Source organism: Pseudomonas sp. GM25 (assembly GCF_000282255.1).
In the GTDB taxonomy this organism is placed as follows: Bacteria; Pseudomonadota; Gammaproteobacteria; order Pseudomonadales; family Pseudomonadaceae; genus Aquipseudomonas; species Aquipseudomonas aphyarum.
This window is the reverse complement of sequence record NZ_AKJQ01000046.1, coordinates 46,294-67,708: the sequence shown is the minus strand read 5'-3', so window position 1 is coordinate 67,708 and position 21,415 is coordinate 46,294. Positions and strand designations below refer to the sequence as shown.

Here is a 21,415-nt window from a genome sequence, read left to right as displayed (position 1 = left end):
ATGATCGGAGCAGATCATGAATAACAACAACAAAGACCAAAGCCTTACGCAGATTGAAACCCACGGGGTCGAACAGATCCCGGACAACGAACGCACCGCCGGTCCCGTGGATTTGTTCCGCATGATCTTTGGCGGCGCGAATACGTTTGCCACCGCCGTGCTCGGCAGTTTCCCGGTGCTGTTCGGCCTGTCCTTTCAGGCGGGCGTCTGGGCGATTGTCTCGGGCGTGCTGCTTGGCTCGCTGATCCTCGCACCGATGGGCCTGTTCGGCCCGCTCAACGGCACCAACAATGCCGTGTCGTCCGGTGCACACTTCGGCGTGCACGGGCGGATCGTCGGTTCGTTCCTGTCGCTGCTGACCGCCATCGCCTTCTTCTCGCTCTCGGTGTGGAGTTCGGGCGATGCGTTGATCGGTGGTGCGAAACGCCTGATCGGCCTGCCGGAAACCGACCTGACCCTGGGCCTAGCCTACGGTCTGTTCGCGATTCTGGTGCTGACCGTGTGCATCTACGGCTTCCGCTTCCTGCTGTGGGTGAACAAGGTCGCGGTGTGGAGTGCGAGCCTGCTGTTCCTGCTGGGCATCTTCGCTTTCGCCGGCCCATTCGATTCGCACTACGCCGGCACCGTCAGCCTCGGCCAGCCGGGCTTCTGGGCCGCGTTCATCGGCGCCGCGCTCGTAGCGATGAGCAACCCGATTTCCTTCGGCGCGTTCCTCGGCGACTGGGCCCGCTACATCCCGCGTGAGACCTCGCGCCAGCGGATCATGGCGGCGGTGGTGCTCTCGCAGATCGCCACCTTCATCCCGTTCCTGTTCGGCCTGACCACCGCGACCATCGTGGCGATCCAGGCGCCGGACTACATCGCGGCCAACAACTACGTCGGCGGTCTGCTGGCGGTGTCGCCGAGCTGGTTCTTCCTGCCGGTGTGCCTGATTGCGGTGATCGGGGGCATGTCCACCGGCACCACCTCGCTGTATGGCACCGGGCTGGACATGTCCAGCGTATTCCCGCGCCTGCTGTCACGGGTCAAGGCGACGCTGCTGATCGGCGTGCTGTCGATTGCCTTCATCTTCATCGGGCGCTTCGCGGCGAACCTGGTGCAGAGCGTGTCGACCTTCGCGGTGCTGATCATCACCTGCACCACCCCGTGGATGGTGATCATGATCATCGGCCTGGTGGTGCGTCGCGGCTTCTACTGCCCGGACGACCTGCAAGTGTTCACTCGCGGCGAACAAGGCGGACGCTACTGGTTCAGCCACGGCTGGAACTGGCGCGGTCTGGGTGCGTGGATCCCGAGCGCGGCGGTCGGCCTGTGCTTCGTCAACCTGCCGGGGCAATTCGTTGGTCCACTCGGTGAACTGGCCGGCGGCATCGACATCAGCCTGCTGGTGACCCTCGGTCTGGCCTCGGTGATGTACCTGATGCTGCTGAGCCTGTTCCCGGAACCGGCGCTGGTCTACGGCCCGAAGGATCCGCGGAGCAAAGGCGCCCATGCGCCAGCTGAAGCGGCGCTGCGTCAGGCTGCCTGAATAAACGAATCGCCTGTGGGGGTCAGCCTTCTCCCACAGTGTTCCACCCCATAAAAAAGACAATCGGAGACACGCCATCATGGCTTTGGATTTATTCGTCGTCCTCATCTACGCCGCCGGCATGCTCTTGCTCGGCTACTTCGGCATGCGCAAGGCCAAGACCAACGAGGACTTCCTGGTTGCCGGGCGTAACCTCGGCCCGAGCCTGTACATGGGCACCATGGCCGCGACCGTTCTCGGTGGCGCGTCCACCGTCGGCACCGTCCGCCTGGGCTACGTGCACGGCATTTCCGGTTTCTGGCTGTGCGCGGCACTGGGTTGCGGCATCGTGGCGCTGAACCTGTTCCTGGCCAAGCCGCTGCTGAAACTGAAGATCTACACCGTTACCCAGGTCCTGGAAAAACGCTACAACCCGATGGCCCGCTCGGCGAGCGCGGCAATCATGCTGGCCTACGCGCTGATGATCGGCGTGACCTCGATTCTCGCGATCGGCACCGTGCTGCAGGTGCTGTTCGGCCTGCCGTTCTGGATCTCGGTACTGCTCGGCGGTGGCGTGGTCGTAGTGTATTCGGCCATCGGCGGCATGTGGTCGCTGACCCTGACCGACATCGTCCAGTTCATCATCAAGACCGTCGGCCTGATGTTCATCCTGTTGCCAATCTGCCTGTACCGCGTCGGCGGCTGGGACGAGCTGGTGTTGAAACTGCCGGCTACCGCCTTCAGCTTCACCACCATCGGCTGGGACACGATCATCACCTACTTCATGATCTACTTCTTCGGCATCCTGATCGGTCAGGACATCTGGCAACGGGTGTTCACCGTCAAGACCGCCAAAGTCGCTCAGTACGCCGGTAGCATCGCGGGCATCTACTGCATCCTCTACGGTCTGGCCTGTGCCCTGATCGGCATGGCTGCACATGTGCTGATCCCGGATCTGGACAACGTCAACAACGCCTTCGCCGCGATCGTCAAACTGTCGCTGCCGGACGGCATCCGTGGTCTGGTGATCGCCGCAGCCCTGGCCGCGATGATGTCCACCGCCAGCGCCGGCCTGCTCGCCGCTGCCACCACCCTGACCGAAGACCTGCTGCCGAAACTGCGTGGCGGCAAACAGTCGAGCCTGGGTGTGAACCGTCTGTTCACCCTGCTGACCGGCATCGTGGTGCTGGGCATCGCGCTGGTGGTCAACGACGTGATCAGCGCTCTGACCCTCGCTTACAACCTGTTGGTGGGCGGCATGCTGATCCCGCTGATCGGTGCGATCTTCTGGAAACGCGCGACCACTGCCGGCGCCATCGCCAGCATGGGCCTGGGTTTCGCCACCGCCCTGCTGTTCATGTTCAAGGATGGTCTGGACGCGAACACACCGATCTACTACAGCCTGGCTGTGGGTCTGGTGAGTTTTGTGGTGGTCAGCCTGATGTCGCGTCGCCCAAACGTGGTGGCCAGCGCGATCTAAGCTGATGCGGTAGCAACAACTTTCTTCGGCGGGTGTGGCGTCGGTTGCCACACCCGTTTTTTTCGTCTCAAGGAAAGTGCTTATGAAGATTGTTTCTCGCGATCGGTGGTTCGAAGTGCAGCACCTGAGCGACGGCATTCGGCTGATTCACGAGCCGTTCATCCGCCCGTTCTATCGCTGCAACCTGTGGCACGTCCAGGGGCGGGACAAGGATCTGCTGCTCGACAGCGGTTCCGGCCTGGTCAGCCTGCGCGAGCAACTGCCGTGGCTGACCGAGCGGCCGTTGATGGCGGTGGCCAGTCATTGCCATTTCGACCACATCGCCGGGCATCACGAATTTGCCGAACGGCTGGTGCATCCAGCCGAAGCGGATATTCTGGCGGCGCCGGATGGCGAGAATGATCTGAGCCGGGCCTTCGTCGGCGACGACATGTTCGAAGCGCACCCGGACTGCCCGTTGTGCTACGCCGAATACCGGGTCAAGGCGGCGCCGGCCACCGGGTTTGTCGAGGATGGCGATGTGCTGGACCTGGGCAATCGAACCTTGCAGGTGCTGCACACGCCGGGGCATTCGCCGGGCGGGATCAGCCTCTACGAAGCGGCCACTGAGACACTGTTCAGCGGCGACATCATTTACGACGGGCCGTTGATCGAAGACGCCTACCATTCCAACCTCGATGACTACGCCGCCAGTCTGCGTCGATTGCAGGATTTGGAGATCCGCACTGTGCATGGCGGGCACTTCGGCAGTTTTTCCGGGGAGCATCTGCGCAGGATGATTGACGAATGGTTGCGCCGCCACGCCTGAGGCCTGCTGTACTTCAGTCAGACTAACAACACAAAGATCTGCCATGAGAAGAGCTGCCGTGCGTGCTGCCGTGCACCGGTTCATCCTGCGCCTGCTGGAAAATCGTGAATTCGACGACAACACCAGCCTCGCGCAACTGGGGCTGGAAAAAGCGGATATCGAGGATCTGATCTTCCATCTGGAAGATGAATTCGGACTGACGGCCTTCACCGCCGAAGAGGACCGGATGCTCAAGACCGCGAAAACCGCGAATGACCTGAGCCGGTTTCTGATGGAAATCGGGCGTCACTGAAAACAAAAGATCGCACCCGCCCGCCACTCCAATGGAGCGACGGGCGGGTGCGATCTTTTGTCGTTTAAATCCTTTGATCCTTCAAAGCGGGGCATTACCGCCGACGTGGCTGACGCCGACGCTGTTCGTCATCGGTGCGAATCGGGACCGGTTGCAGAGGCGGTTCGATCAAGCCGAGGGCAACACCCAAATCGTGCAGCCAGTTTTGAATTTTCTCTTTCATCGTCATGCCCCCTTCAGGGTGGTGCTGAGCGTCCGGAATTCTGAGGCCGCTTCGCACTGATAATAGTCCGAAGTCCTACGCAATGCTCGGCCAAATCCGCAATGATCTGTTACTGAATTGATCCAAATCCCTGACCGTTCGTTCAAGCCGTTTCCCGCACGTCTTCGCCAGCCACGGGATAGAGCGCCTGCTGCTGTTCGATCCACGCATTGAGGTTGGCACCAACCATACCCCGGCGCCACATGAGCCATGTTGTCGCACTGGCAAAAGGCTCGGCCAGCGGGTGCACCGCCACGCTTTCGCGCCCCGGCAGGCTGGCGAGCATCGACTCCGACATCAACGCCACTCCGCTGCCGGCAATCACGCAGGCGAGCATGCCCTGATAGGACTCGATCTCCATCGCCCGGCCCATCGCCGCCTGATAGTGGGCAAACCACGCTTCCAGCCGCGCGCGATAGGCGCAGCCATGACGGAAGGTGAACACCGCCCGACCTTCGACATCCCTGGCGCTGCGTATCGGCGGGTGATCGGCCTCGCTGATCAGCACCAGCCGCTCGTTGCACAGCGGCACCCCATCGATGCCGGCCAGTTGCGGTGGGCCATCCACCAGCGCGGCGTCGAGACGACCGGTGAGCAGGCCTTCGAGCAATTCACCACTGGGCCCGGACTGCACCTGAAGATTCACCGCCGGATATTGCTTGTGATAGCGCGCCAGCAGCGCTGGCAAATGAATGGCCGCCGTGCTGTACAGCGTGCCGAGCACGAAATCCCCCGCCGGTTGCCCGCCCATCACCGCTGCACTCGCCTGATCGCGCAGGGCGAACAGTTTGCCGGTGTAGTCCAGCAGGACTTTTCCCGCAGGCGACAACTGCAAACGCTGACGCTCACGGACGAACAGTTCGACACCCAGTTGCTCTTCGAGCTGTTTGAGCCGGGTCGACAGGTTCGACGGCACGCGGTGCAAACGTTCGGCGGCGCGGGTAATCGAGCCCTCCTCCGCCACGGCCTGGAAGATCCGCAATTGGCTGAACTCCACAACCTTTCTCCTGAACAGAACAAGTTACTCACTATTATTCAATTTTAAAGAAAGTCAATCAGTCCTAGCCTGACGGTCATTGAACCTGCAACGGAATTCAGACCATGTCACCGCTGATTCGCTTATCCGCCTGTTTCATTGCCCTGATGATGGCCATGGGCATCGGGCGTTTCGCCCTCACCCCGCAACTGCCGCACCTGCTCAGCGAAGGGCAGATCGACCTGACCGCCGCCGGTCTGATTGCAGCTGCCAACTACCTCGGTTACCTGCTCGGCGCGGTGGATGCGATGTTTTCCCGTCGGCGGGATCAGGTGCAGCGACGCCTGCATGGCGGCCTGTGGTTGTGTGTGTTGCTGACGCTCGCGTCGTTCTGGGCCAACGGTTTCTGGTCGCATTTGTTGCTGCGCTTCGGCACCGGTGTGGCGAGCGCCTGGGTGCTGGTGATGATTACTGCGCTGAGTCAGCCGCTGGCTGCGGCGGTGGGTCGTCCGAGATTGGGAGCGCTGGTGTTTGCCGGGCCGGGGCTGGGGATTTTTCTGACTGGGCTGTTGGCGCTGTTCTCACATCTGGCGCAGCAGACTTCCGCGACTCTGTGGCTGATTTACGCCGCCGTGGCGCTGGTGATGTTGCTGGGGATCGTGCGGATCCTGCCGCAACCGGGCGTCGGTGTGCCGGCCGCACCGACTGCCGCAAGTTCGTCGAATCGCGGCATTGGGCGGTTGGCGGTGGTGTACGCCTTGTATGGCGTGGGCTACATCATCCCGGCCACGTTTCTGTCGCAGATGGCCAACGCGCAATTTCACGGGCAGTGGCAGGCGGATCTGTTCTGGCCGTGCTTTGGCCTCGGCGCCGCAATTGGCGTTTTGCTGGTGAGTTTGCGTCGGCACGATCCGGACACCACCCGGCACTGGTTGATGGCGACGTTGTGGCTGCAGGCTGCCGGGGTGTTCGCTTGCCTGTTGGGCAGCGGCCTCGGTCTGGCATTGGGCGTGATCCTCTGCGGCACGCCGTTCCTGGCCTGCATGCAACTGGTGATGCAACGCTCCCGGGAACTCGCGCCCCACGCCACCCAGCGCAACGCCGGCCTGCTCACCGCGTGCTTCGCCGTCGGTCAGCTCAGCGGGCCGTTGCTGGCGGCGGTCAGCAGCCATTTCAGCGGTGGCCTGCAACCGGCGCTGGTGATCGCCGGCAGCGGCCTGCTGATTGCCGGCGGTCTGGCGTGCAAATCGGTTACGGCTGGCCGAGGGCTTTGCGCAGGCGCCGACGCACCCACTGTTCCGCGCTGACGAAGGTGATGCCGAGCAGCACCAGCACGGCACCGATGATGAAGTTCAGGCTCAGTTCTTCGCCGAGCAGCACCACGCCGAAGGTCACGCCGAACAACGGTGTCATGAAGGAAAACACGGCGAGGTTGGCCGCCAGATAACGGCGCAGCAGCCAGAACCAGGTCAGGTAACTGAAGAACGACACCACCAGCCCCTGGAACAACACGCTGCCCACGGACACGACGGTCAGACTGACGTGGGTGATCTGGCCGCTGAGCAGCGCGATCAGCAACAGGCCGATGAAACCGACAATCAACTGGTAGAACAGGGTCAGGGTCACCGGCGCCTCCGACAGGCGCGAGGCGCGCACCACCACGGTGGTCGCGCCCCAACTGGCGCCGGCCAGCACGCCGAGGGCATCGCCCATCAACATCCGGCGGTCGAGGTTGTCCCACGACACGCCGCCGGCAAACGCAACGGCAATCCCGACGAACGCCATGAAGATCCCCAGCCATTGCACCGGCCGCAGACGCTCGCTGGGCAAGAGGAAATGCACGCCCAGCGCAGTGAAGATTGGCGCGGTATAGAGGAACACCGACATGTGCGCGGCGGTGGTCAACTGCAAGCCTTCGGAGATGAACAGGAACTCGAGCCCGAACAAGGCACCGGCCAGCAAGCCGCCGCGCCAAGTGTTGCCGACCTGATCCCAGCCGCCCTTCCAGCAGATCAGCAGTCCTACCAGCAACGCGGAAATCCCCGACCGCCCCGCCGCCTGCATCACCGGCGCAATGTCGGTCGCCGCCCACTTGATCATCACCTGCTGCACGCCCCAGATCAGGCACAGGCCGATCATCACTTGCAGGGCAAACCCGTCGGCACTGCGCCGACTGACGCTCACCTCGACACCTCTAACACACACAACATGGCAGTTTTTCCAATGGTCAAACAAAGCCCCGGCTCTTTGTCCGGGGCGAAAAAGGATGGCAGGGATTATCAACCAGTCGGACAGAAATTGCCGCCCGGCAAAGACATGCAATTGCCCTGTTGCGTCATGCCCGCCGTCAGCTTCGGCGAGCGGCCCAGAATCCGACCGAACAGGCCAGCGCCGTGGCAAATGTCCCCCAGGCCCAATCCATCAGCGACACCTGCGCCGACCAGCCACGCAATGTCGCCCAATTGGTCAGGTCATAGGTGCCATAAGCGACCAACCCGAGCAGCGCGCCCATGCGGGTGGCGCGTTGCCAGGTCAGCGACGGCAGCACCACAAACACCACACAGCCGAAAACGTACAGGCAATAAAAAACCGCTGCTGGCACCAGCAACGGTTTTTCGAGCATCAGCGAACCGAGCAGTTCGCGATAGGTCGGCGCCATCAGCACACCGAGCCAGAGCCCGTCGAGCAGAAGAAACGTCAGCAGCGTGGCGACGTAGGCAATTAGTGCTTTTTTCATCTGCCCGACCTCGAGTGAGCCCATGCAACATGGGCCACGCGAGACTCAGGTTAGTTCAATGCGATCGGCGTGAATAACGATCTTGCCTTCCTTGTACAAGGAACCGATGGCCTTCTTGAAGTTGCCCTTGCTGACACCGAACAGGCTGCTGATCAATGCCGGATCGCTCTTGTCGCTGACGGCCAGGGAGCCATCGTTTTCGCGCAACTTGGCGAGGATCTTCGAGTTCAGGCTGCTGGCCGCTTCCTGACCTACCGGTTGCAGGCTCAGGCTGATCTTGCCGTCGGCGCGCACTTCCTTGATGAAGCCTTTCTCGCGCATGCCGGAACGCATGAACTTGAAGATTTCGTTCTTGTGAATCAAACCCCAGTGCTTGTTGTTGATGACGGCCTTGAAACCCATGTCGGTGGATTCGGCCACCAGCAGATCAACTTCCTGGCCCACGCTGTAGTTGGCCGGGGTCTTGTCCAGATAACGATCCAGGCGCGCGGTCGCTGTGATGCGGCGGGTGTGCTTGTCGAGGTAGACATGCACCACGCAGTACTCGCCGGCGGTCATCTGGCGTTTTTCTTCGGAGTAAGGCAGCAGCAGATCCTTCGGCAGGCCCCAATCGAGGAAAACGCCGATGCTGTTGACTTCAACAACTTTCAAACTGGCAAATTCACCGACCTGAACTTTTGGTTTTTCAGTGGTGGCAATAAGTTTGTCGTCACTGTCCAGATAAATGAAAACATTGAGCCAGTCTTCATCTTCGCTGGGAATATCTTTAGGGATATAACGGTTGGGCAAAAGAATTTCGCCGTCGGCACCGCCGTCCAGATATAAACCGAAGTTAGTGTGTTTAACCACTTGCAAACTGTTGTAACGCCCGACTAAAGCCATTTCCAATACCCTCATTGCGTGGGCGGCATTCTACCCGGTTTTGCCGGGTTCGTCGGTTGTCAGATCTGACGGCCGAGTGAAAATCTGTGGGAGGCCTTGATTTTCCTGGATTTCGCGCCGCCCGCGCGCCACTCGTCAGGCCAGCACGACGGCTTACGCTTGAACGCGACGCCGTCCGGCATCCTCAAATCCAATAAATGTTGTTATTTAAAACAGCAGGTTAGCGGGATATTTCGAATAATTAATCGAGAGTAATCCACCTGCACGCTGGGTTATTCCGGGGGATATTTACCAAGCAATTGTCAAGTTATTCCTGTACGATGCCTGGCCGAGTTACTTTTCTACAGGTTAATGGCCGCCATGCGTGTAAAAGCATCCACCAGCAAAGCAAAGCCAGCTCCAGCCGTTGAAACCAGCGAATCGATCAACGATCAGATCGCGGCATTCCTCAAGTCCGGCGGCGAGATCCAGCAAATTGCCAAGGGCGTCAGCGGCCAGACGTTCGGCCCGTCCAAGCAGATCAGCCTGGGCAAGAAGTAACACCCCGCAGCACACCTGTCCAAAGGCGCTTTGAGCTTCGAAGCGTCTGGACCGGATCCCTCGCAAGACCTCTCTCGCGTTTAACCAAACATTCAAAACAGCAGAAATCGACGAACGGCCCTCAATGCCGATCATTCGCCGGTATCCTTGCACGCGTCTGGATCAAGCGTTTCAGCAGGTTTGTCGCACCTGCGCTCGCTGCTCAAGGAGTGACGCATGCTCAAATCTTCCTGTTTATTGCTTGTAGGCCTGCTGGCGAGCCCGGCGGCGCACGCGCAGATTTTCCAGCGTGAACTCGGCGACTTCGACCTCAAGCTCGGCACCACGCCCAGCCGCAGCATGGCACAGGGGCTGGTCAAACCTTCGGCGGTCGGATCGTTCCACGGCGGCCTGGACCTCAGCCACGACAGCGGCCTGTATGTCGGCCAGTACGCACCGAGCATGGGTCTCACGCCGGGGAAGAATCTCGAAATCGATTCCTACGTCGGCTTTAAACAACCTTTCGATCAGACCCTCGGCTACGAAGTCGGGATGATCCACTACAGCTATCCGAAGGTCGACACCCTCGACAGCCAGGAACTGTTCGGTGGCCTGACCCTGCTCGGCAGCCGGATCGGCATCGCCCTGAGCAACGATCCGGATAAACAGAACAACACCCTGTTTGCCGACCTGGGCGGCAATCAGCCGTTCGGCATCGGGATCAGCATGAAATACACCACCCATCAGCTCAACACGCCGGTCTCGGTGGACGGGGGTTATGTCAGCAGTTTTACCGACTGGTCGGTGAAATTTTCCCGGCCGTTCATGGGCATCGACCTCGACCTGATCTACAGCAATTCAAGCCTCAGCGGCAGCGATTGCTCGGCCTATTCCGGGCATAACAGTCAGTGCGACGGGCTGGTCACGCTCAAGGCCGAACGCGCATTCTATTGATTGGCTGAACTGCCGGGGCCAACCTGCGTTCACATGAGAATCAGACCCTCAAGGCTGGCTTTCGCAAGGACTTGCCCATGTCTAGCTGGTTCAAACGCCTCGCCGTTCTACTGATCCTGACCCTCGCCCTCGGCGCCTGCAGCCGTGTCGGCCTGGCCTATCGCAATCTCGACGTAATCATTCCGTGGACGCTCAGCGACTACCTGGACATGAACGGCGAGCAGAAAGGCTGGTTCAACGAGCGCCTCAGGGAACACCTGAGCTGGCATTGCACCACGCAGTTGCCGGGTTATCTCGACTGGCTCGATCGCCTGCAAACCATGGTCGAGACCAATCAGGTCACCGACGCCGCGCTCCAGGCCCGCACCGCAGAAGCCAAGCAGGCGATCGCCGAAACCGCGCGGGAAATCACTCCGTCCGCGATTGAGTTGCTGCAAGGGCTGGACGACAAACAGGTCGCCGAAATGAACGACGCCTTTGCCAAAGACCTGCAAAAGCGCCAGCAGGAATACCTTAAGCCACCGCTGTCGCAGCAGATTGCCGAACGTGGCGCGCGCATGGACAAGCGTCTCAACGACTGGCTCGGCCCGTTGAGCGCCAAGCAGGAACAGCGGGTGATGACCTGGTCGACCGCCTTGGGCGATCAGAACACCCAGTGGATCGCCAACCGCGCCCACTGGCAGAAGCAGTTCAGCGCGGCGGTGGCGCAACGCAACAGTCCTGAATTCCCACAACGGATCGAGACGCTTCTGGTCAATCGCGAGCGTTTATGGACAGCGGATTACCAAAAGGCCTACGCCAATACCGAGGCGCAGGCCCGTTCGCTGTTCGTCGATCTGATGGCCGACAGCACGGAGCAGCAGCGCCAGCGCCTGTTGAAAAAGATTGAGGGGGTGCGCAAGGACTTCAATGATTTGAAGTGCCTGAAGGCCGCACAAAAAAGCTGAGATCACTGCAAAACCCATGTGGGAGCGAGCACGTTCGCTCCCACATTTTTTTGTGCAAAGCCTCAGGCAATCTGCGCCTTGGAGGCCACCTCATCGAACGTCAGCTCATCCAGCGCGTCTTCCTGATCATCCAGCACTTCGCGCGGATGATCATTGCCGGGAATGCTGCTGTCGATCAGGCTCAACAGGCTGGAACCGCGCGGGGTCAGGCTGAAGTTGTTGCCGGTGCTGCCCTCGTCTTCGCCACGGGGCTGGATGTAACCGCGCAACAGCAACAATTGTTCATAGTCGCAGGCGAGCGTTTTCAGGTGATCCAGATTCTCGATCGGCTCCCCCGCCGCCGCTTTCTCCGCCGCATAGTCTTCGGCAAAAGACCGTGGCGCAAAGCTGTGGCCTGCGCCGTTCTGCACTTCATGCAGCAGGCGTTCAATCAAATCCCAGTTATAAGTCGTCATCCTGATTCAACCTCCGGTGCGCGTGATTTTTTGGCGCGTTCACAGGTTGTGACCGGAGCGCTGCGCCACCGTTCAGGATTATTCGGCGCCCCGACCGACCGGCGGTCTGTCGATTTCCCGGGTGGTTGAACGACTAGTCTGAGACAGACGGTTTCAACCCCCGCAGGAGAAATCATCATGAACGTTGAGAATCATCCGGTGGTGTCGCGCGAAGAATGGCTCGCCGCCCGTAAGCAGCATCTGGCCGATGAAAAGGCCTTCACCAAGGAACGCGACCGCCTCAGCGCCAAACGCCGCGCCCTGCCCTGGGTGAAGGTCGATAAGGATTACCGCTTCATGGGGCCGAACGGCGAATTGAAACTCGCCGATCTGTTCGGCAAACACAGCCAGCTCGTCGTTTACCACTTCATGTTCGCCAAGGGCTGGGAGGAAGGCTGCCCGGGATGTTCATTCCTCAGCGACCACATCGACGGCGCCAACCTGCACCTGGCCCATCACGACATTGCGCTGGTGGCGGTGTCCCACGCACCGTTCGCCGAATTCCAGGCGTTCAAGCGGCGGATGGGCTGGACATTCGACTGGGTATCGTCGGACGGCTGCGATTTCAACTACGACTTCGGCGTGTGCGCCCGTGCTGAGGATGTCGAAGCAGGCAAGGCTACGTACAACTACGAAAAGACCGACAGCGGCGAGGAAGAAATGCCCGGGCTCAGCGTGTTTTATCGCGCCGACAACGGCGACATTTTCCACACCTACTCAACCTATGCTCGCGGCCTCGACCTGCTGGTCGGCGCCTACAACTACCTCGACCTCACGCCCAAGGGCAGGAACGAGGACGAGATCATGGAATGGGTGCGGCATCATGATCGCTACGACGGCGCCGCGAAATCCAGTTGCTGCCATGATGGGTAGCCCGTCAGCGTGAACGGGTTCAATGGTGCCGCAGGATGTGCGATGCTAGGTCGAACGAGCCGTCACGGCTTCGTTCGACTATAATTGGCACATTCCCGCATCAAGAGGCCGATATGGAAAAGCTGAGTCTGCAAACCAAGAAAGCCTGGTTCGCGAAGCAACGCAGAGCCAATTTCGCGGCCAGCCTGCGCCTGGAAGGCTTTGTTCCATCTCCGACTGATGGCGATATCAAACTTCCCACCAGGGCCGCTGCCTTGAGAGCGGTCCAGCTCTTGAAAGCTTGAGCAACGATAAATACGGTTCTGACCAAGCCCCGGATTGTTATCCGGGCTCTGACGTTCTTGTCAATTTGCTCGACTTGCGCAATGCCGAAGACCTGGATGAGGCAGAACGCTACATCAACGAAGTCGCCTCTGCGCGTTTGGAATTCATTCCTCCTCCCTACAGTCTTTCAACTTTAAAACGGGTGCACCGCACCTTGTTTGAAGCGATCTATCCATGGGCCGGCGAAATCCGGACACTGGCGATCAGTAAAGGCAGTACGCGATTTTGCAGCCCGGAATACATTGAGCGTGAAGTCGCAAAAGAACTTTCGAAAATGGCGAACGCTGGCTGGTTTGAAGGGTTTTCCCGTCAACAGCTGGTTTCAGCAGTCGCCGCTTCGTATGGCACTCTCAATGTGGCTCACCCGTTCAGGGAAGGAAATGGCCGAACCCAGCGCATCCTGTTTGAATACATCATTTTCAACGCCGGTTATCTCATCGACTGGGGGATGGTCGATCAAGAGGAATGGATCAAGGCATGTATTCACTCCTACCACGGTGATGACGATCTTCTTGTCGATGTATTCAACCGATGCATAGGCATTTCAATTGCCGAGGTCGACTTTTGAACAAGGCATCCCCCCAACGCCAGTCGCAGTGAACTTTTCGCTAGCCAGAACCCTCAACCGGTTAACCCGCCTTAACCGGAACTGAGGCCTGCCCCCATGAAAACCCTGCTCAAGCTCACCCTCGCCGCCACGCTCGCCTGCGCCCTGCCCGTTTGGGCCTGTACGCCGGAGGAAGCCACCGCCAAACGCGAGCAACTGGCCAAGGAAGTCGCGAAGCTCACCGAGCAAAACCCGACCAAGGCCAAAGAGATCAACGCCGAATTGCAGAAAATGGACCTGGGCACCGCCTCCGCCGATCTGCCGGACAAATGTCAGTTGATCGATCAGCGCTTGAAAGAGCTGGGGTCGGCGGAGAAAAAAACCGAGGGATAACACCCGCTCAGACAACGGCAGGCTTTGGCATCGATCAGGCTGGATCGATACCAAAGCCTGCTTCCTTTTATCCGGAAATTTGCATTAGTGCATTTTGTCATTTGCACAAATGCATATTCACACCTAGGGTTACCCCGAGCCTGATCGGAACCGGCCATCGGAGATGGCAACCCTTTAGCACCGATCGCTCGGCAACACCGTTATCCCGCAAACGCGGAACGTTTGTTTTCATTCATGGAGGATTGAAAAATGTTAACCACTGAAACAACGGCTTTCACCGGCAACACCCTGCCCGTGTGCCTGACCGGCCATCTGCTCGACCCGCAACTGGTCGAGGTCGAGGCGGCTGTTCAACAACGCGCCCTGGCTGCTGCCAGCCTGAACTTCACCATGCAGCAACAGACCCAGACCAACTGGTGCTGGGCCGCCGCTTCCGCCTCGGTCGGCAATTATTACGGCACCGGGTCCTGGACCCAATGCGCCGTTGCCAGCGCCGCGCTGGATCGCAACTGCTGCAATCAACCGGGGCCGTGCAACGTGTACGGTTATCTGGACGTTGCGCTGAAGATCACCCGCAGTTTCAACGGCATGAATTCGGGCTCGCTGCAAATGTCGGCCATCCAGAACCAGATCAACATGGGCCGCCCGATCGGCCTGCGCTGCGCCTGGTACGGCGGCGGTGCGCACTTTCTGGCGATCTACGGCACCAACGGCAATTACGTGCTGGTCGCGGATTCAATCTATGGCTATTCGACCCGCGCGCTGAGTTCCTTCCCTGGTTCCTACAACGGCGGCGGCAACTGGACCCACACTTACTTCACGGCGAAAAACTAGGAGGGCGACATCATGCAACTGACTTATCCAAAGGCGCCTTCCAACGGCGTACAGACATTGCGTCCGGCCCTGCAGGCCGCGTTGCAGACCCAGGGTTTCGGCGTGAATCGCCAGTTCGCCAGTGCTGCGCCTGCCGGGATCAGCCTCAGCGAAGCCTATCGTGGCTACTCGCTCAGTCTGGACGACCTGAGCCAGGGCAAAGGCCTGAAAAACGCCCGCGTAGGCGACTGGCATTACCTGGTGTTCTCCGGCGGGGTGTCGATTGCCGATGCGCAATTGGCCGAAGTACGCGGTCACGTCGAGTTCGCCTCGTTGAACCACGGTAACCTGGCGGCCGCCACGGTCGATGCGCTGAAACTGGCGGAGCAATCGCCGCAGTTGAAGGGCAAAACCGTTGAGCTGCGGATGCTGTTTGTGTCGGCGCTGCACCTTGTGGCGATCTGGCTGCACGCGGCGGGTGAAGACGTGCTGATCCCGATCGAGCCAACGCCAAAAGAGCTGGCACTGACCGGGCTGTACAGCGAGGCCGCCCTGCTCGCACAGCTCAAACCGGCAGCCGATCAGGCCAAGCGGCGCTTTGATGCCGACACCACTGGCCTGCTGGGCAGTTGATAAACCCTGGCGATAAAAAAACCCGGACCATGTCCGGGTTTTTCTTTGCCTGCCTGAAACGACTTACTCTGCCGCCGGCGCTTCCGGCTTGCGGCGCTTCAGCGGGGCCATGCCGTCGCTGCTCACCAGAGCGTCCGGCTTCGGACGATTGGCGCTCTTGCGTTTGGTCGGGGTCTTGGCGGCGGTTTTCTTCTTGTCGCCCTTGGCGTCGGTCTTTTTCTTCTTCACGCCGACGGCTTTGCCCGAGGCCTTGACCTTTTTCGGTCCGCCGTAGGTGCCTTTGACTTCCTTGATGGTACGGCGCTCGAAGCTCTGCTTCAGATAACGCTCGATGCTCGACATCAGGTTCCAGTCGCCGTGGCAGATCAGCGAGATCGCCAGACCGTCGTTGCCGGCACGGCCGGTACGACCGATGCGGTGAACGTATTCGTCGCCGCTGCGTGGCATGTCGAAGTTGATCACCAGATCCAGACCATCAACGTCCAGACCACGGGCCGCCACGTCGGTGGCCACCAGGATCTTCACGCCGCCCTGCTTCAGACGGTCGATCGCCAGCTTGCGATCCTTCTGGTCTTTCTCGCCGTGCAGCACGAACGCCTTGTATTCCTGAGCAACGAGACGACCGTAGATGCGGTCGGCCATGGCCCGGGTGTTGGTGAAGACGATAGCCTTCTGATAGGTCTCGTTGGCCAGCAGCCAGTTCACGATCTGTTCTTTGTGCTGGTTGTGGTCGGCGGTGATGATCTGCTGACGAGTGGTCGAGTTCAGCTGGCTGACCGCGTTGAGCTGCAAGTGCTCAGGGTTGTTCAGCACCTTGGCGATCATCTCGCGCAGGCCGGAACCGCCGGTGGTGGCGGAGAACAGCATGGTCTGCTGACGATTCGGGCATTCGTCGACCAGACGCTGCACGTCTTCGGCGAAACCCATGTCGAGCATGCGGTCGGCTTCGTCGAGCACCAGCACTTCGACTTCTTTCAGGTCGAGGTTGCCGGCGTTCAGTTGCTCGATCATCCGGCCCGGGGTGCCGATCAGGATGTCCGGCACCTTGCGCAGCATGGCGGCCTGGACCTTGAAGTCTTCACCGCCGGTGATCAGGCCGGACTTGATGAAAGTGAACTGCGAAAAGCGCTCGACTTCCTTCAGGGTCTGCTGGGCCAGCTCGCGGGTCGGCAGCAGGATCAGGGTCTTGATGCTGACGCGGATCTTGGCCGGGCCGATCAGGCGGTTGAGGATCGGCAGGACGAAAGCGGCGGTCTTGCCGCTACCGGTTTGCGCCGTCACCCGCAGGTCACGCCCCTGAAGCGCCAGCGGAATGGCCGCGGCTTGCACAGGCGTTGGCTCGACAAATTTCAGCTCGGCCACGGCTTTGAGCAGGCGTTCGTGCAGGGCGAATTGGGAAAACACGGGTGCTACCTCGAAGATATGCAAAAAATCAGCTGCATAGGTTACCGGTTTCGAGCGCTCAGGCCGAGTTTCTTTGTGAAATCCGCCGTAATCAGTGGCTTTTTTGTTGCTCGATTTGTCTCCAACGGTAATACACAGCGTCTTAAATGCTCTAATCGCCCGTCGCGTCTTACAGAAGAATCGTCTCGCTCATGGATTTCAAACAGCTCTGGCTCAACGCCCAAGACCTCTGGGGTGCCCTCGAACAGCACCCGCTCCTGCACGCCGGCCTGGCTTTGGTCCTGCTGCTGGTGATCGCGCTGGTCCTCGGACGAGTGGCGCGTTACCTGATCCTGCATGCCAGCCGCATGCTCGGTCGCCAGCCCGCCCTGCACTGGATTAACGACTTTCGCCACAACAAGGTGTTTCAGCGTCTGGCGCAGATGACGCCGTCGCTGGTGATCCAGTTCGGCCTGCACCTGGTGCCGGAACTGAGCAAGACTGCCACGGTGTTCCTCGGCAACGTGGCGCTGGCGTTCACCATTCTGTTCCTGCTGCTGTCGGTCAGCGCCCTGCTCAATGCGCTGCTGGACATCTACGCCCGCACCGAACACGCCCGCACCCGCTCGATCAAGGGGTATGTGCAACTGGCGAAAATGGTCTTGTACGTGTTCGGCGCGATCATCATCGTCGCCACCCTGATCGACCGTTCGCCACTGTTGCTGCTGTCCGGTCTGGGTGCGATGTCGGCGGTGATCCTGTTGGTCTACAAGGACACCCTGCTGTCGTTCGTCGCCAGCGTGCAACTGACCAGCAATGACATGCTGCGGGTCGGCGACTGGATCGAAATGCCGCAAGTCGGCGCCGATGGCGACGTGGTCGACATCACCCTGCACACGGTCAAAGTGCAGAATTTCGACAAAACCATCGTCTCGATCCCGACCTGGCGCCTGATGTCCGAGTCGTTCAGAAACTGGCGCGGCATGCAGCAGTCCGGCGGACGACGGATCAAGCGCAGCCTGTTCATCGACGCCAGCGGTGTGCGTTTCATCCGCGACGATGAAGAAGAAAAACTCTCCCAGGTGCACCTGCTGACCGCGTACATGGGCCGCAAGAAAGCCGAGCTCAAGGCCTGGAACGAAGCGCAGGGCAATGTTGCGGCAATGTCCGCCAACCGCCGGCGCATGACCAACATCGGCACCTTCCGCGCCTACGCCTTGGCTTACTTGAAGAGCCATCCGGAGATCCAGCCGAACATGACCTGCATGGTCCGCCAGATGCAGACCACGGCCCAGGGCATTCCGCTGGAAATCTACTGCTTTACCACCACCACGGTGTGGGCTGATTACGAGCGGATCCAGGGGGATATTTTCGATTACCTGCTGGCGGTGCTGCCGGAGTTTGGCTTGAGCCTGTATCAGCAGCCGAGTGGTGGGGATTTGCGTTCCGGGATATTGCCGGCGGTGTTGGGTTCGGCGCATATCCCCGAAGCTGAAAAGCTTCTGAGGTAGATGCAGATTCACGACCGTTCAAAGATTCATTAAAAAATTTTGCGTTCCCCACTTAAAATTGCTCATTCGTTCGAAAAAACATCATTACCTTTAAATCAGACCCCTCATTGGATTGTTAGATTCATGAACACAATCCACTTGAGGAAACGTTTCAGAAAACCATTACAGATGGCAAACATCTCGACTTCCTTAACACAACACAACACAACACAAACCAGACTAAATCTTTCCGCCAGCCAGTACTAACTTTATATTTTAGAAGAAGGCAAACAATCCGATAAGCAAAGAGACACAACCCGTAAGTAACGCTGCATTGGATAGGGGTCGCTAGACCCTCTCAGTTAAAGCGCTACGAAATATTCGAGTAACGAAAAATCGCAACACTAGCCATCATGATATTTCTAACTACGGGAAAGCTAGGACTTTCTAACCAAAAAGTTGTGGAGACCGGCGTCTTTATGGCCAATATTACATGCGCCAAAGAACTCCTTGCCCCGAACTTTTTACAGTTCAGATCGTACAGAAATGCTTGCAACCAAGCCAATCAATGGCAATCAATGGCAATCAATGGCAATCAATGGCAATCAATGGCAATCAATGGCAATCGTAGCCCTGCATAACGGCATCAACGCCAACTCAGCTAAAAAATTAATTCCGGTTCAAAATACGAGCTGCCGGCACAGACTAGGACGCGATCCAAGCCTTCTTTAGTTTCAGTGAATTCTCCGCCCGTGCGCAAACCAGATCAGACAAAATCAGCCTGTATCGAGCGTAGTCGGCCAGCTAACACAATTTTCTGGTGCCACCTCCAAAGGTTATGGTGTCCACATAAAAACATGTAGACACCTTCATCCTTATCACAAGGATTACCATGCGCCAGCACGCCGCTTCGGCCGGCGGATTGTAGGGTTCAATGATCATGTTGATCGCTGAATCAGCTGCAATTTTCCGAATCGTCAGCGTTTGACTTAAAAATTCGGAGTTGATGTTACGCCATCGTCGTAGATCTTCGTCACCTTATACGTTCTAGCCCACTCTTTAGAGTCCTCTGGCAGCCAAGTTACAAAAACCTCGGCCGTGCACGAGTAACAATCACTTTCAATTTTTTCAATAGTGCCAGCCTGGCCCCATAAGGTGAGATAGACATTTCCCTTCGTAAAATTTTTGAGAGTGCTCGATCCGCAAAGCGTAATGGTTTTACCGTCGCCGATAGAGATGACTCGCTTAGAAATCAGTGTTTTAGCTAATGCGTTAGGCAATACCTGAGTAAACATCGTCCCGCTCACATTACCGATTGTGGGTACGACGATCACACCGGAGCCATGGCTCAGGCAAAGCTCGAAAAACTTAGCGAGACCCACCCGCGTACCCTCTGGATTACCTCCATAAGACGACACTAAATACCGCTCACGACTCATTGAAAATCCCTCGCAAAAAAATTCAATCTATGGACTCTTGGTGCACAGCGGCATCCTGCTTTAGGAAGGCTCGAACCGCACCACCTCATTGATTCTATGTCAATGAAGGTTACGCAGTAATGGCCATTTGACGCCCTTTCGTTCCAGATCGACTTGGCTGTGATGGGTTCCGAGCAACCTAATCCTCATGAATGATCAAGTAGGCCAAAGTGACCAGTGAGCACTCCTTCTAAATGCAGCGTGCTGTCGCGAAAGTGCAACTCAATGAAACTCAATAAAACGCTGCTCACATTCAGCCCAAAGCGAACTGGACGATCGAACCGACGGACATAATCGATGAGGAAACACTTGAGGCATATCGTCTGCATGCATCAACTGAACATAATGGTGCTGTCGTCCGACCATCACAGCTAAAAGCGGGCTCCACCCTACCGCAACCCTAAATACGATTTCGAGGCAGGCCAAGCATCCCATCAGGAGTCGCCACACAACCGATTGCATTCCTGCAATCTACGAGCGCTAAAATAAGGTCACCCAGACAGAACCGTCTGCCGTTCAGCTCGACCAGTAAGGATACCCAATGAGCACGACCGTTGTATTTGACTCCAATGTGTGGGAACTGATTGTTGACGACGCAAAGCGCGCTGACGCTAAGACCCCAGCTGCCGTTCGCACCCTGTATACCCTTATCAACGACAAGGTCATCACCTCGTTCATCTTCGAAGGCATTGCGAATTTCGAAGCAATCCCGAGGAAGGGGCGCAAGGCATTTGTTCGAGATTACAAAGCGACGATTTCCATGTCCGAAGGTGACCAAGCGGCCAAGAAGATTAACGGAACGCCCGCCGCAGAAATCTCGGAGCAGCTCGAAGCGACCATTGAAAAAGCAGCATCACTGGATTTCAGCTTTATACACCTGCCGCGTATTGCAGCCCCGCGACACCAGATCGTGAACAAGTACAAAGCTCCAGAAGCACTTGATCTGGAAACTCGGCTCGAACGGAGCTTCCGTTGCGCGCGAGACATCGAATCGATGGGCTGCGGCATGCAGGTGCTGAAGGACATGCTGTTGAGCCCTGAAAATGGCCTGCTCCCAGCCCTTCAGGATGATCCAATTGCCGAGAAAAAATTTAGCGAGGGCGTGGCTGAGTGGATGGATGGTGATGCCCTCGCCGCCACCTACGGCTACGGCCACGAATATTTCTGCACGTACGACCAAGGCAAGAATGCGGGTCAAAGCTCGATTCTGCACCCGAAAAATCGCGCGACCTACATGCAAAAATACGGAGTAAAGATCGTCACTCCCGAAGAGTTGATCGCCGCTCTAATCTCACCGGCTCCAGTTTAAAAAACTGCTACGTTGAGCTGATCTATCGATTTGCATATCTCGTTTTAGCGCTCTGCGCAAAAAAAAGACGCAACTCAAGTTGCGTCTTTTTTGTCCCACCGATTTATCAGGCCTGCCGCTGCGACGACTTGTGCACCATAGTGTATGGCGTAATTGACGCCCATGCCGTACGCGCCGCTGTGTTCCAGCACCAGGTCCATCACTGCCTGATAATTGTCTTTGTGCGCCCTGTCACGCTGGTACTCGAGCAGCACTTGCTGCCAGGTCACCCGCATCGCACCTACTTGAATCATCCTTTCATGACCTCTTTGGCC

At 58.4% G+C, this 21,415-nt stretch carries 24 protein-coding genes and 1 pseudogene; 16 read left to right on the top strand and 9 right to left on the bottom strand.

Translation table 11 applies throughout. The annotated features are described in order from the left end of the window. Positions 1-16: 16 nt before the first annotated feature. From PMI24_RS18675 to PMI24_RS18660, 4 genes are all read left to right on the top strand, one after another. Positions 17-1,528, top strand: coding sequence for a purine-cytosine permease family protein (locus PMI24_RS18675; RefSeq protein WP_007956582.1), 1,512 nt, complete (start codon positions 17-19; stop codon positions 1,526-1,528). A gap of 79 nt (positions 1,529-1,607) precedes the next feature. Next, positions 1,608-2,987, top strand: coding sequence for a sodium:solute symporter (locus PMI24_RS18670; protein ID WP_007956580.1), 1,380 nt, complete (start codon positions 1,608-1,610; stop codon positions 2,985-2,987). An 82-nt stretch (positions 2,988-3,069) separates the two neighbouring features. Further along, positions 3,070-3,795, top strand: a complete 726-nt coding sequence (locus PMI24_RS18665) for an MBL fold metallo-hydrolase (protein WP_007956578.1) — start codon at positions 3,070-3,072, stop codon at positions 3,793-3,795. Positions 3,796-3,838: 43 nt separating this feature from the next. Further along, a complete protein-coding gene (locus tag PMI24_RS18660; RefSeq protein ID WP_007956577.1) occupies positions 3,839-4,087 on the top strand; it encodes a hypothetical protein in 249 nt (82 codons plus the stop codon). Positions 4,088-4,181: 94 nt separating this feature from the next. Here the strand turns inward: PMI24_RS18660 and PMI24_RS29610 are convergent, their stop codons facing one another. Both PMI24_RS29610 and ptrR read right to left on the bottom strand, forming a co-directional pair. Next, positions 4,182-4,310, bottom strand: coding sequence for a PA1414 family protein (locus PMI24_RS29610; protein ID WP_003184145.1), 129 nt, complete (start codon positions 4,308-4,310; stop codon positions 4,182-4,184). Between the two features lie 142 nt (positions 4,311-4,452). Continuing rightward, positions 4,453-5,346: a putrescine utilization regulator PtrR gene (gene ptrR / locus PMI24_RS18655; RefSeq protein WP_007956575.1), complete on the bottom strand. Its 894-nt coding sequence runs from the start codon at positions 5,344-5,346 to the stop codon at positions 4,453-4,455. 104 nt (positions 5,347-5,450) lie between these two features. Between ptrR and PMI24_RS18650 the strand changes: the two genes are divergently transcribed. Continuing rightward, positions 5,451-6,632 carry an MFS transporter gene (locus PMI24_RS18650; protein WP_007956573.1) on the top strand — a complete coding sequence of 394 codons (1,182 nt, stop codon included), beginning with the start codon at positions 5,451-5,453 and terminating at the stop codon, positions 6,630-6,632. Here the strand turns inward: PMI24_RS18650 and PMI24_RS18645 are convergent. The 3 genes from PMI24_RS18645 to PMI24_RS18635 all read right to left on the bottom strand — a co-directional run bounded on the left by PMI24_RS18645 (position 6,577) and on the right by PMI24_RS18635 (position 8,944). Continuing rightward, positions 6,577-7,509, bottom strand: a complete 933-nt coding sequence (locus PMI24_RS18645) for a DMT family transporter (protein WP_007956572.1) — start codon at positions 7,507-7,509, stop codon at positions 6,577-6,579. The two genes, PMI24_RS18650 and PMI24_RS18645, sit on opposite strands and share 56 nt — an antisense overlap. 163 nt (positions 7,510-7,672) lie before the next feature. Next, the gene (locus PMI24_RS18640) at positions 7,673-8,062 is read right to left on the bottom strand and encodes a DUF2177 family protein (RefSeq protein ID WP_007956571.1); all 390 of its coding nucleotides are present in this window, start codon (positions 8,060-8,062) and stop codon (positions 7,673-7,675) included. Positions 8,063-8,107: 45 nt separating this feature from the next. Further along, positions 8,108-8,944 carry a CvfB family protein gene (locus PMI24_RS18635; protein WP_007956570.1) on the bottom strand — a complete coding sequence of 279 codons (837 nt, stop codon included), beginning with the start codon at positions 8,942-8,944 and terminating at the stop codon, positions 8,108-8,110. 351 nt (positions 8,945-9,295) lie between these two features. Between PMI24_RS18635 and PMI24_RS18630 the strand changes: the two genes are divergently transcribed. The 3 genes from PMI24_RS18630 to PMI24_RS18620 all read left to right on the top strand — a co-directional run bounded on the left by PMI24_RS18630 (position 9,296) and on the right by PMI24_RS18620 (position 11,364). Next, complete coding sequence (locus PMI24_RS18630) at positions 9,296-9,484, top strand: hypothetical protein (RefSeq protein ID WP_016985943.1); 189 nt, start codon at positions 9,296-9,298, stop codon at positions 9,482-9,484. Positions 9,485-9,700: 216 nt separating this feature from the next. Further along, positions 9,701-10,417: a TorF family putative porin gene (locus PMI24_RS18625; RefSeq protein WP_007956569.1), complete on the top strand. Its 717-nt coding sequence runs from the start codon at positions 9,701-9,703 to the stop codon at positions 10,415-10,417. A 77-nt stretch (positions 10,418-10,494) separates the two neighbouring features. Further along, entirely contained in the window at positions 10,495-11,364 is an 870-nt protein-coding gene (locus tag PMI24_RS18620; RefSeq protein WP_007956568.1) for a DUF6279 family lipoprotein, read from the top strand. A 62-nt stretch (positions 11,365-11,426) separates the two neighbouring features. Here the strand turns inward: PMI24_RS18620 and PMI24_RS18615 are convergent, their stop codons facing one another. Further along, positions 11,427-11,819 carry a hypothetical protein gene (locus PMI24_RS18615; RefSeq protein WP_007956567.1) on the bottom strand — a complete coding sequence of 131 codons (393 nt, stop codon included), beginning with the start codon at positions 11,817-11,819 and terminating at the stop codon, positions 11,427-11,429. 177 nt (positions 11,820-11,996) lie between these two features. On the opposite strand from PMI24_RS18615, the gene PMI24_RS18610 reads away from it, so the two are divergent. From PMI24_RS18610 to PMI24_RS18590, 6 genes are all read left to right on the top strand, one after another. Further along, the gene (locus PMI24_RS18610) at positions 11,997-12,731 is read left to right on the top strand and encodes a DUF899 domain-containing protein (RefSeq protein ID WP_007956566.1); all 735 of its coding nucleotides are present in this window, start codon (positions 11,997-11,999) and stop codon (positions 12,729-12,731) included. A gap of 113 nt (positions 12,732-12,844) precedes the next feature. After that, positions 12,845-13,015: a YhfG family protein gene (locus tag PMI24_RS28940; RefSeq protein WP_007956564.1), complete on the top strand. Its 171-nt coding sequence runs from the start codon at positions 12,845-12,847 to the stop codon at positions 13,013-13,015. Further along, positions 13,012-13,623 carry a Fic/DOC family protein gene (locus PMI24_RS18605; RefSeq protein ID WP_007956563.1) on the top strand — a complete coding sequence of 204 codons (612 nt, stop codon included), beginning with the start codon at positions 13,012-13,014 and terminating at the stop codon, positions 13,621-13,623. The genes PMI24_RS28940 and PMI24_RS18605 overlap by 4 nt, the downstream gene beginning before the upstream one ends. Before the next feature lie 96 nt (positions 13,624-13,719). Next, positions 13,720-13,995 carry a hypothetical protein gene (locus PMI24_RS18600; RefSeq protein WP_007956561.1) on the top strand — a complete coding sequence of 92 codons (276 nt, stop codon included), beginning with the start codon at positions 13,720-13,722 and terminating at the stop codon, positions 13,993-13,995. Positions 13,996-14,244: 249 nt separating this feature from the next. After that, on the top strand, positions 14,245-14,829 hold the full coding sequence (locus PMI24_RS18595; protein WP_007956560.1) for a papain-like cysteine protease family protein: 585 nt from the start codon (positions 14,245-14,247) through the stop codon (positions 14,827-14,829). 12 nt (positions 14,830-14,841) lie between these two features. Next, entirely contained in the window at positions 14,842-15,441 is a 600-nt protein-coding gene (locus PMI24_RS18590; protein ID WP_007956559.1) for a hypothetical protein, read from the top strand. A gap of 63 nt (positions 15,442-15,504) precedes the next feature. On the opposite strand, the gene PMI24_RS18585 is transcribed toward PMI24_RS18590, so the two are convergent. After that, complete coding sequence (locus PMI24_RS18585; protein ID WP_007956558.1) at positions 15,505-16,845, bottom strand: DEAD/DEAH box helicase; 1,341 nt, start codon at positions 16,843-16,845, stop codon at positions 15,505-15,507. A gap of 191 nt (positions 16,846-17,036) precedes the next feature. Between PMI24_RS18585 and PMI24_RS18580 the strand changes: the two genes are divergently transcribed. Beyond that, positions 17,037-18,335, top strand: a complete 1,299-nt coding sequence (locus PMI24_RS18580) for a mechanosensitive ion channel family protein (protein WP_007956557.1) — start codon at positions 17,037-17,039, stop codon at positions 18,333-18,335. Between the two features lie 968 nt (positions 18,336-19,303). On the opposite strand, the gene PMI24_RS18575 is transcribed toward PMI24_RS18580, so the two are convergent. Then, the gene (locus tag PMI24_RS18575) at positions 19,304-19,753 is read right to left on the bottom strand and encodes a hypothetical protein (RefSeq protein WP_007956556.1); all 450 of its coding nucleotides are present in this window, start codon (positions 19,751-19,753) and stop codon (positions 19,304-19,306) included. Positions 19,754-20,333: 580 nt separating this feature from the next. On the opposite strand from PMI24_RS18575, the gene PMI24_RS18570 reads away from it, so the two are divergent. Next, a complete protein-coding gene (locus tag PMI24_RS18570; protein ID WP_007956555.1) occupies positions 20,334-21,101 on the top strand; it encodes a hypothetical protein in 768 nt (255 codons plus the stop codon). 106 nt (positions 21,102-21,207) lie between these two features. On the opposite strand, the pseudogene PMI24_RS18565 reads toward PMI24_RS18570, so the two are convergent. After that, positions 21,208-21,400 (bottom strand): annotated as a pseudogene (locus PMI24_RS18565) (hydrolase); the annotation flags it as partial. Positions 21,401-21,415 lie beyond the last annotated feature (15 nt).

Excerpts from the sequence above, each read along its gene's own strand:
- PMI24_RS18595 (WP_007956560.1), top strand. The coding sequence starts at position 14,245 with ATGTTAACCACTGAAACAACGGCTTTCACCGGCAACACCCTGCCCGTG.
- PMI24_RS18580 (WP_007956557.1), top strand. The coding sequence starts at position 17,037 with ATGGATTTCAAACAGCTCTGGCTCAACGCCCAAGACCTCTGGGGTGCC.
- PMI24_RS18675 (WP_007956582.1), top strand. The coding sequence starts at position 17 with ATGAATAACAACAACAAAGACCAAAGCCTTACGCAGATTGAAACCCAC.
- PMI24_RS29610 (WP_003184145.1), bottom strand. The coding sequence starts at position 4,310 with ATGAAAGAGAAAATTCAAAACTGGCTGCACGATTTGGGTGTTGCCCTC.
- PMI24_RS18615 (WP_007956567.1), bottom strand. The coding sequence starts at position 11,819 with ATGACGACTTATAACTGGGATTTGATTGAACGCCTGCTGCATGAAGTG.
- PMI24_RS18620 (WP_007956568.1), top strand. The coding sequence starts at position 10,495 with ATGTCTAGCTGGTTCAAACGCCTCGCCGTTCTACTGATCCTGACCCTC.
- PMI24_RS18670 (WP_007956580.1), top strand. The coding sequence starts at position 1,608 with ATGGCTTTGGATTTATTCGTCGTCCTCATCTACGCCGCCGGCATGCTC.
- PMI24_RS18660 (WP_007956577.1), top strand. The coding sequence starts at position 3,839 with ATGAGAAGAGCTGCCGTGCGTGCTGCCGTGCACCGGTTCATCCTGCGC.
- PMI24_RS18575 (WP_007956556.1), bottom strand. The coding sequence starts at position 19,753 with ATGAGTCGTGAGCGGTATTTAGTGTCGTCTTATGGAGGTAATCCAGAG.
- PMI24_RS18610 (WP_007956566.1), top strand. The coding sequence starts at position 11,997 with ATGAACGTTGAGAATCATCCGGTGGTGTCGCGCGAAGAATGGCTCGCC.
- PMI24_RS18650 (WP_007956573.1), top strand. The coding sequence starts at position 5,451 with ATGTCACCGCTGATTCGCTTATCCGCCTGTTTCATTGCCCTGATGATG.
- PMI24_RS18640 (WP_007956571.1), bottom strand. The coding sequence starts at position 8,062 with ATGAAAAAAGCACTAATTGCCTACGTCGCCACGCTGCTGACGTTTCTT.
- PMI24_RS28940 (WP_007956564.1), top strand. The coding sequence starts at position 12,845 with ATGGAAAAGCTGAGTCTGCAAACCAAGAAAGCCTGGTTCGCGAAGCAA.
- PMI24_RS18625 (WP_007956569.1), top strand. The coding sequence starts at position 9,701 with ATGCTCAAATCTTCCTGTTTATTGCTTGTAGGCCTGCTGGCGAGCCCG.
- PMI24_RS18590 (WP_007956559.1), top strand. The coding sequence starts at position 14,842 with ATGCAACTGACTTATCCAAAGGCGCCTTCCAACGGCGTACAGACATTG.
- PMI24_RS18630 (WP_016985943.1), top strand. The coding sequence starts at position 9,296 with ATGGCCGCCATGCGTGTAAAAGCATCCACCAGCAAAGCAAAGCCAGCT.
- PMI24_RS18665 (WP_007956578.1), top strand. The coding sequence starts at position 3,070 with ATGAAGATTGTTTCTCGCGATCGGTGGTTCGAAGTGCAGCACCTGAGC.
- PMI24_RS18600 (WP_007956561.1), top strand. The coding sequence starts at position 13,720 with ATGAAAACCCTGCTCAAGCTCACCCTCGCCGCCACGCTCGCCTGCGCC.
- PMI24_RS18570 (WP_007956555.1), top strand. The coding sequence starts at position 20,334 with ATGAGCACGACCGTTGTATTTGACTCCAATGTGTGGGAACTGATTGTT.
- PMI24_RS18635 (WP_007956570.1), bottom strand. The coding sequence starts at position 8,944 with ATGGCTTTAGTCGGGCGTTACAACAGTTTGCAAGTGGTTAAACACACT.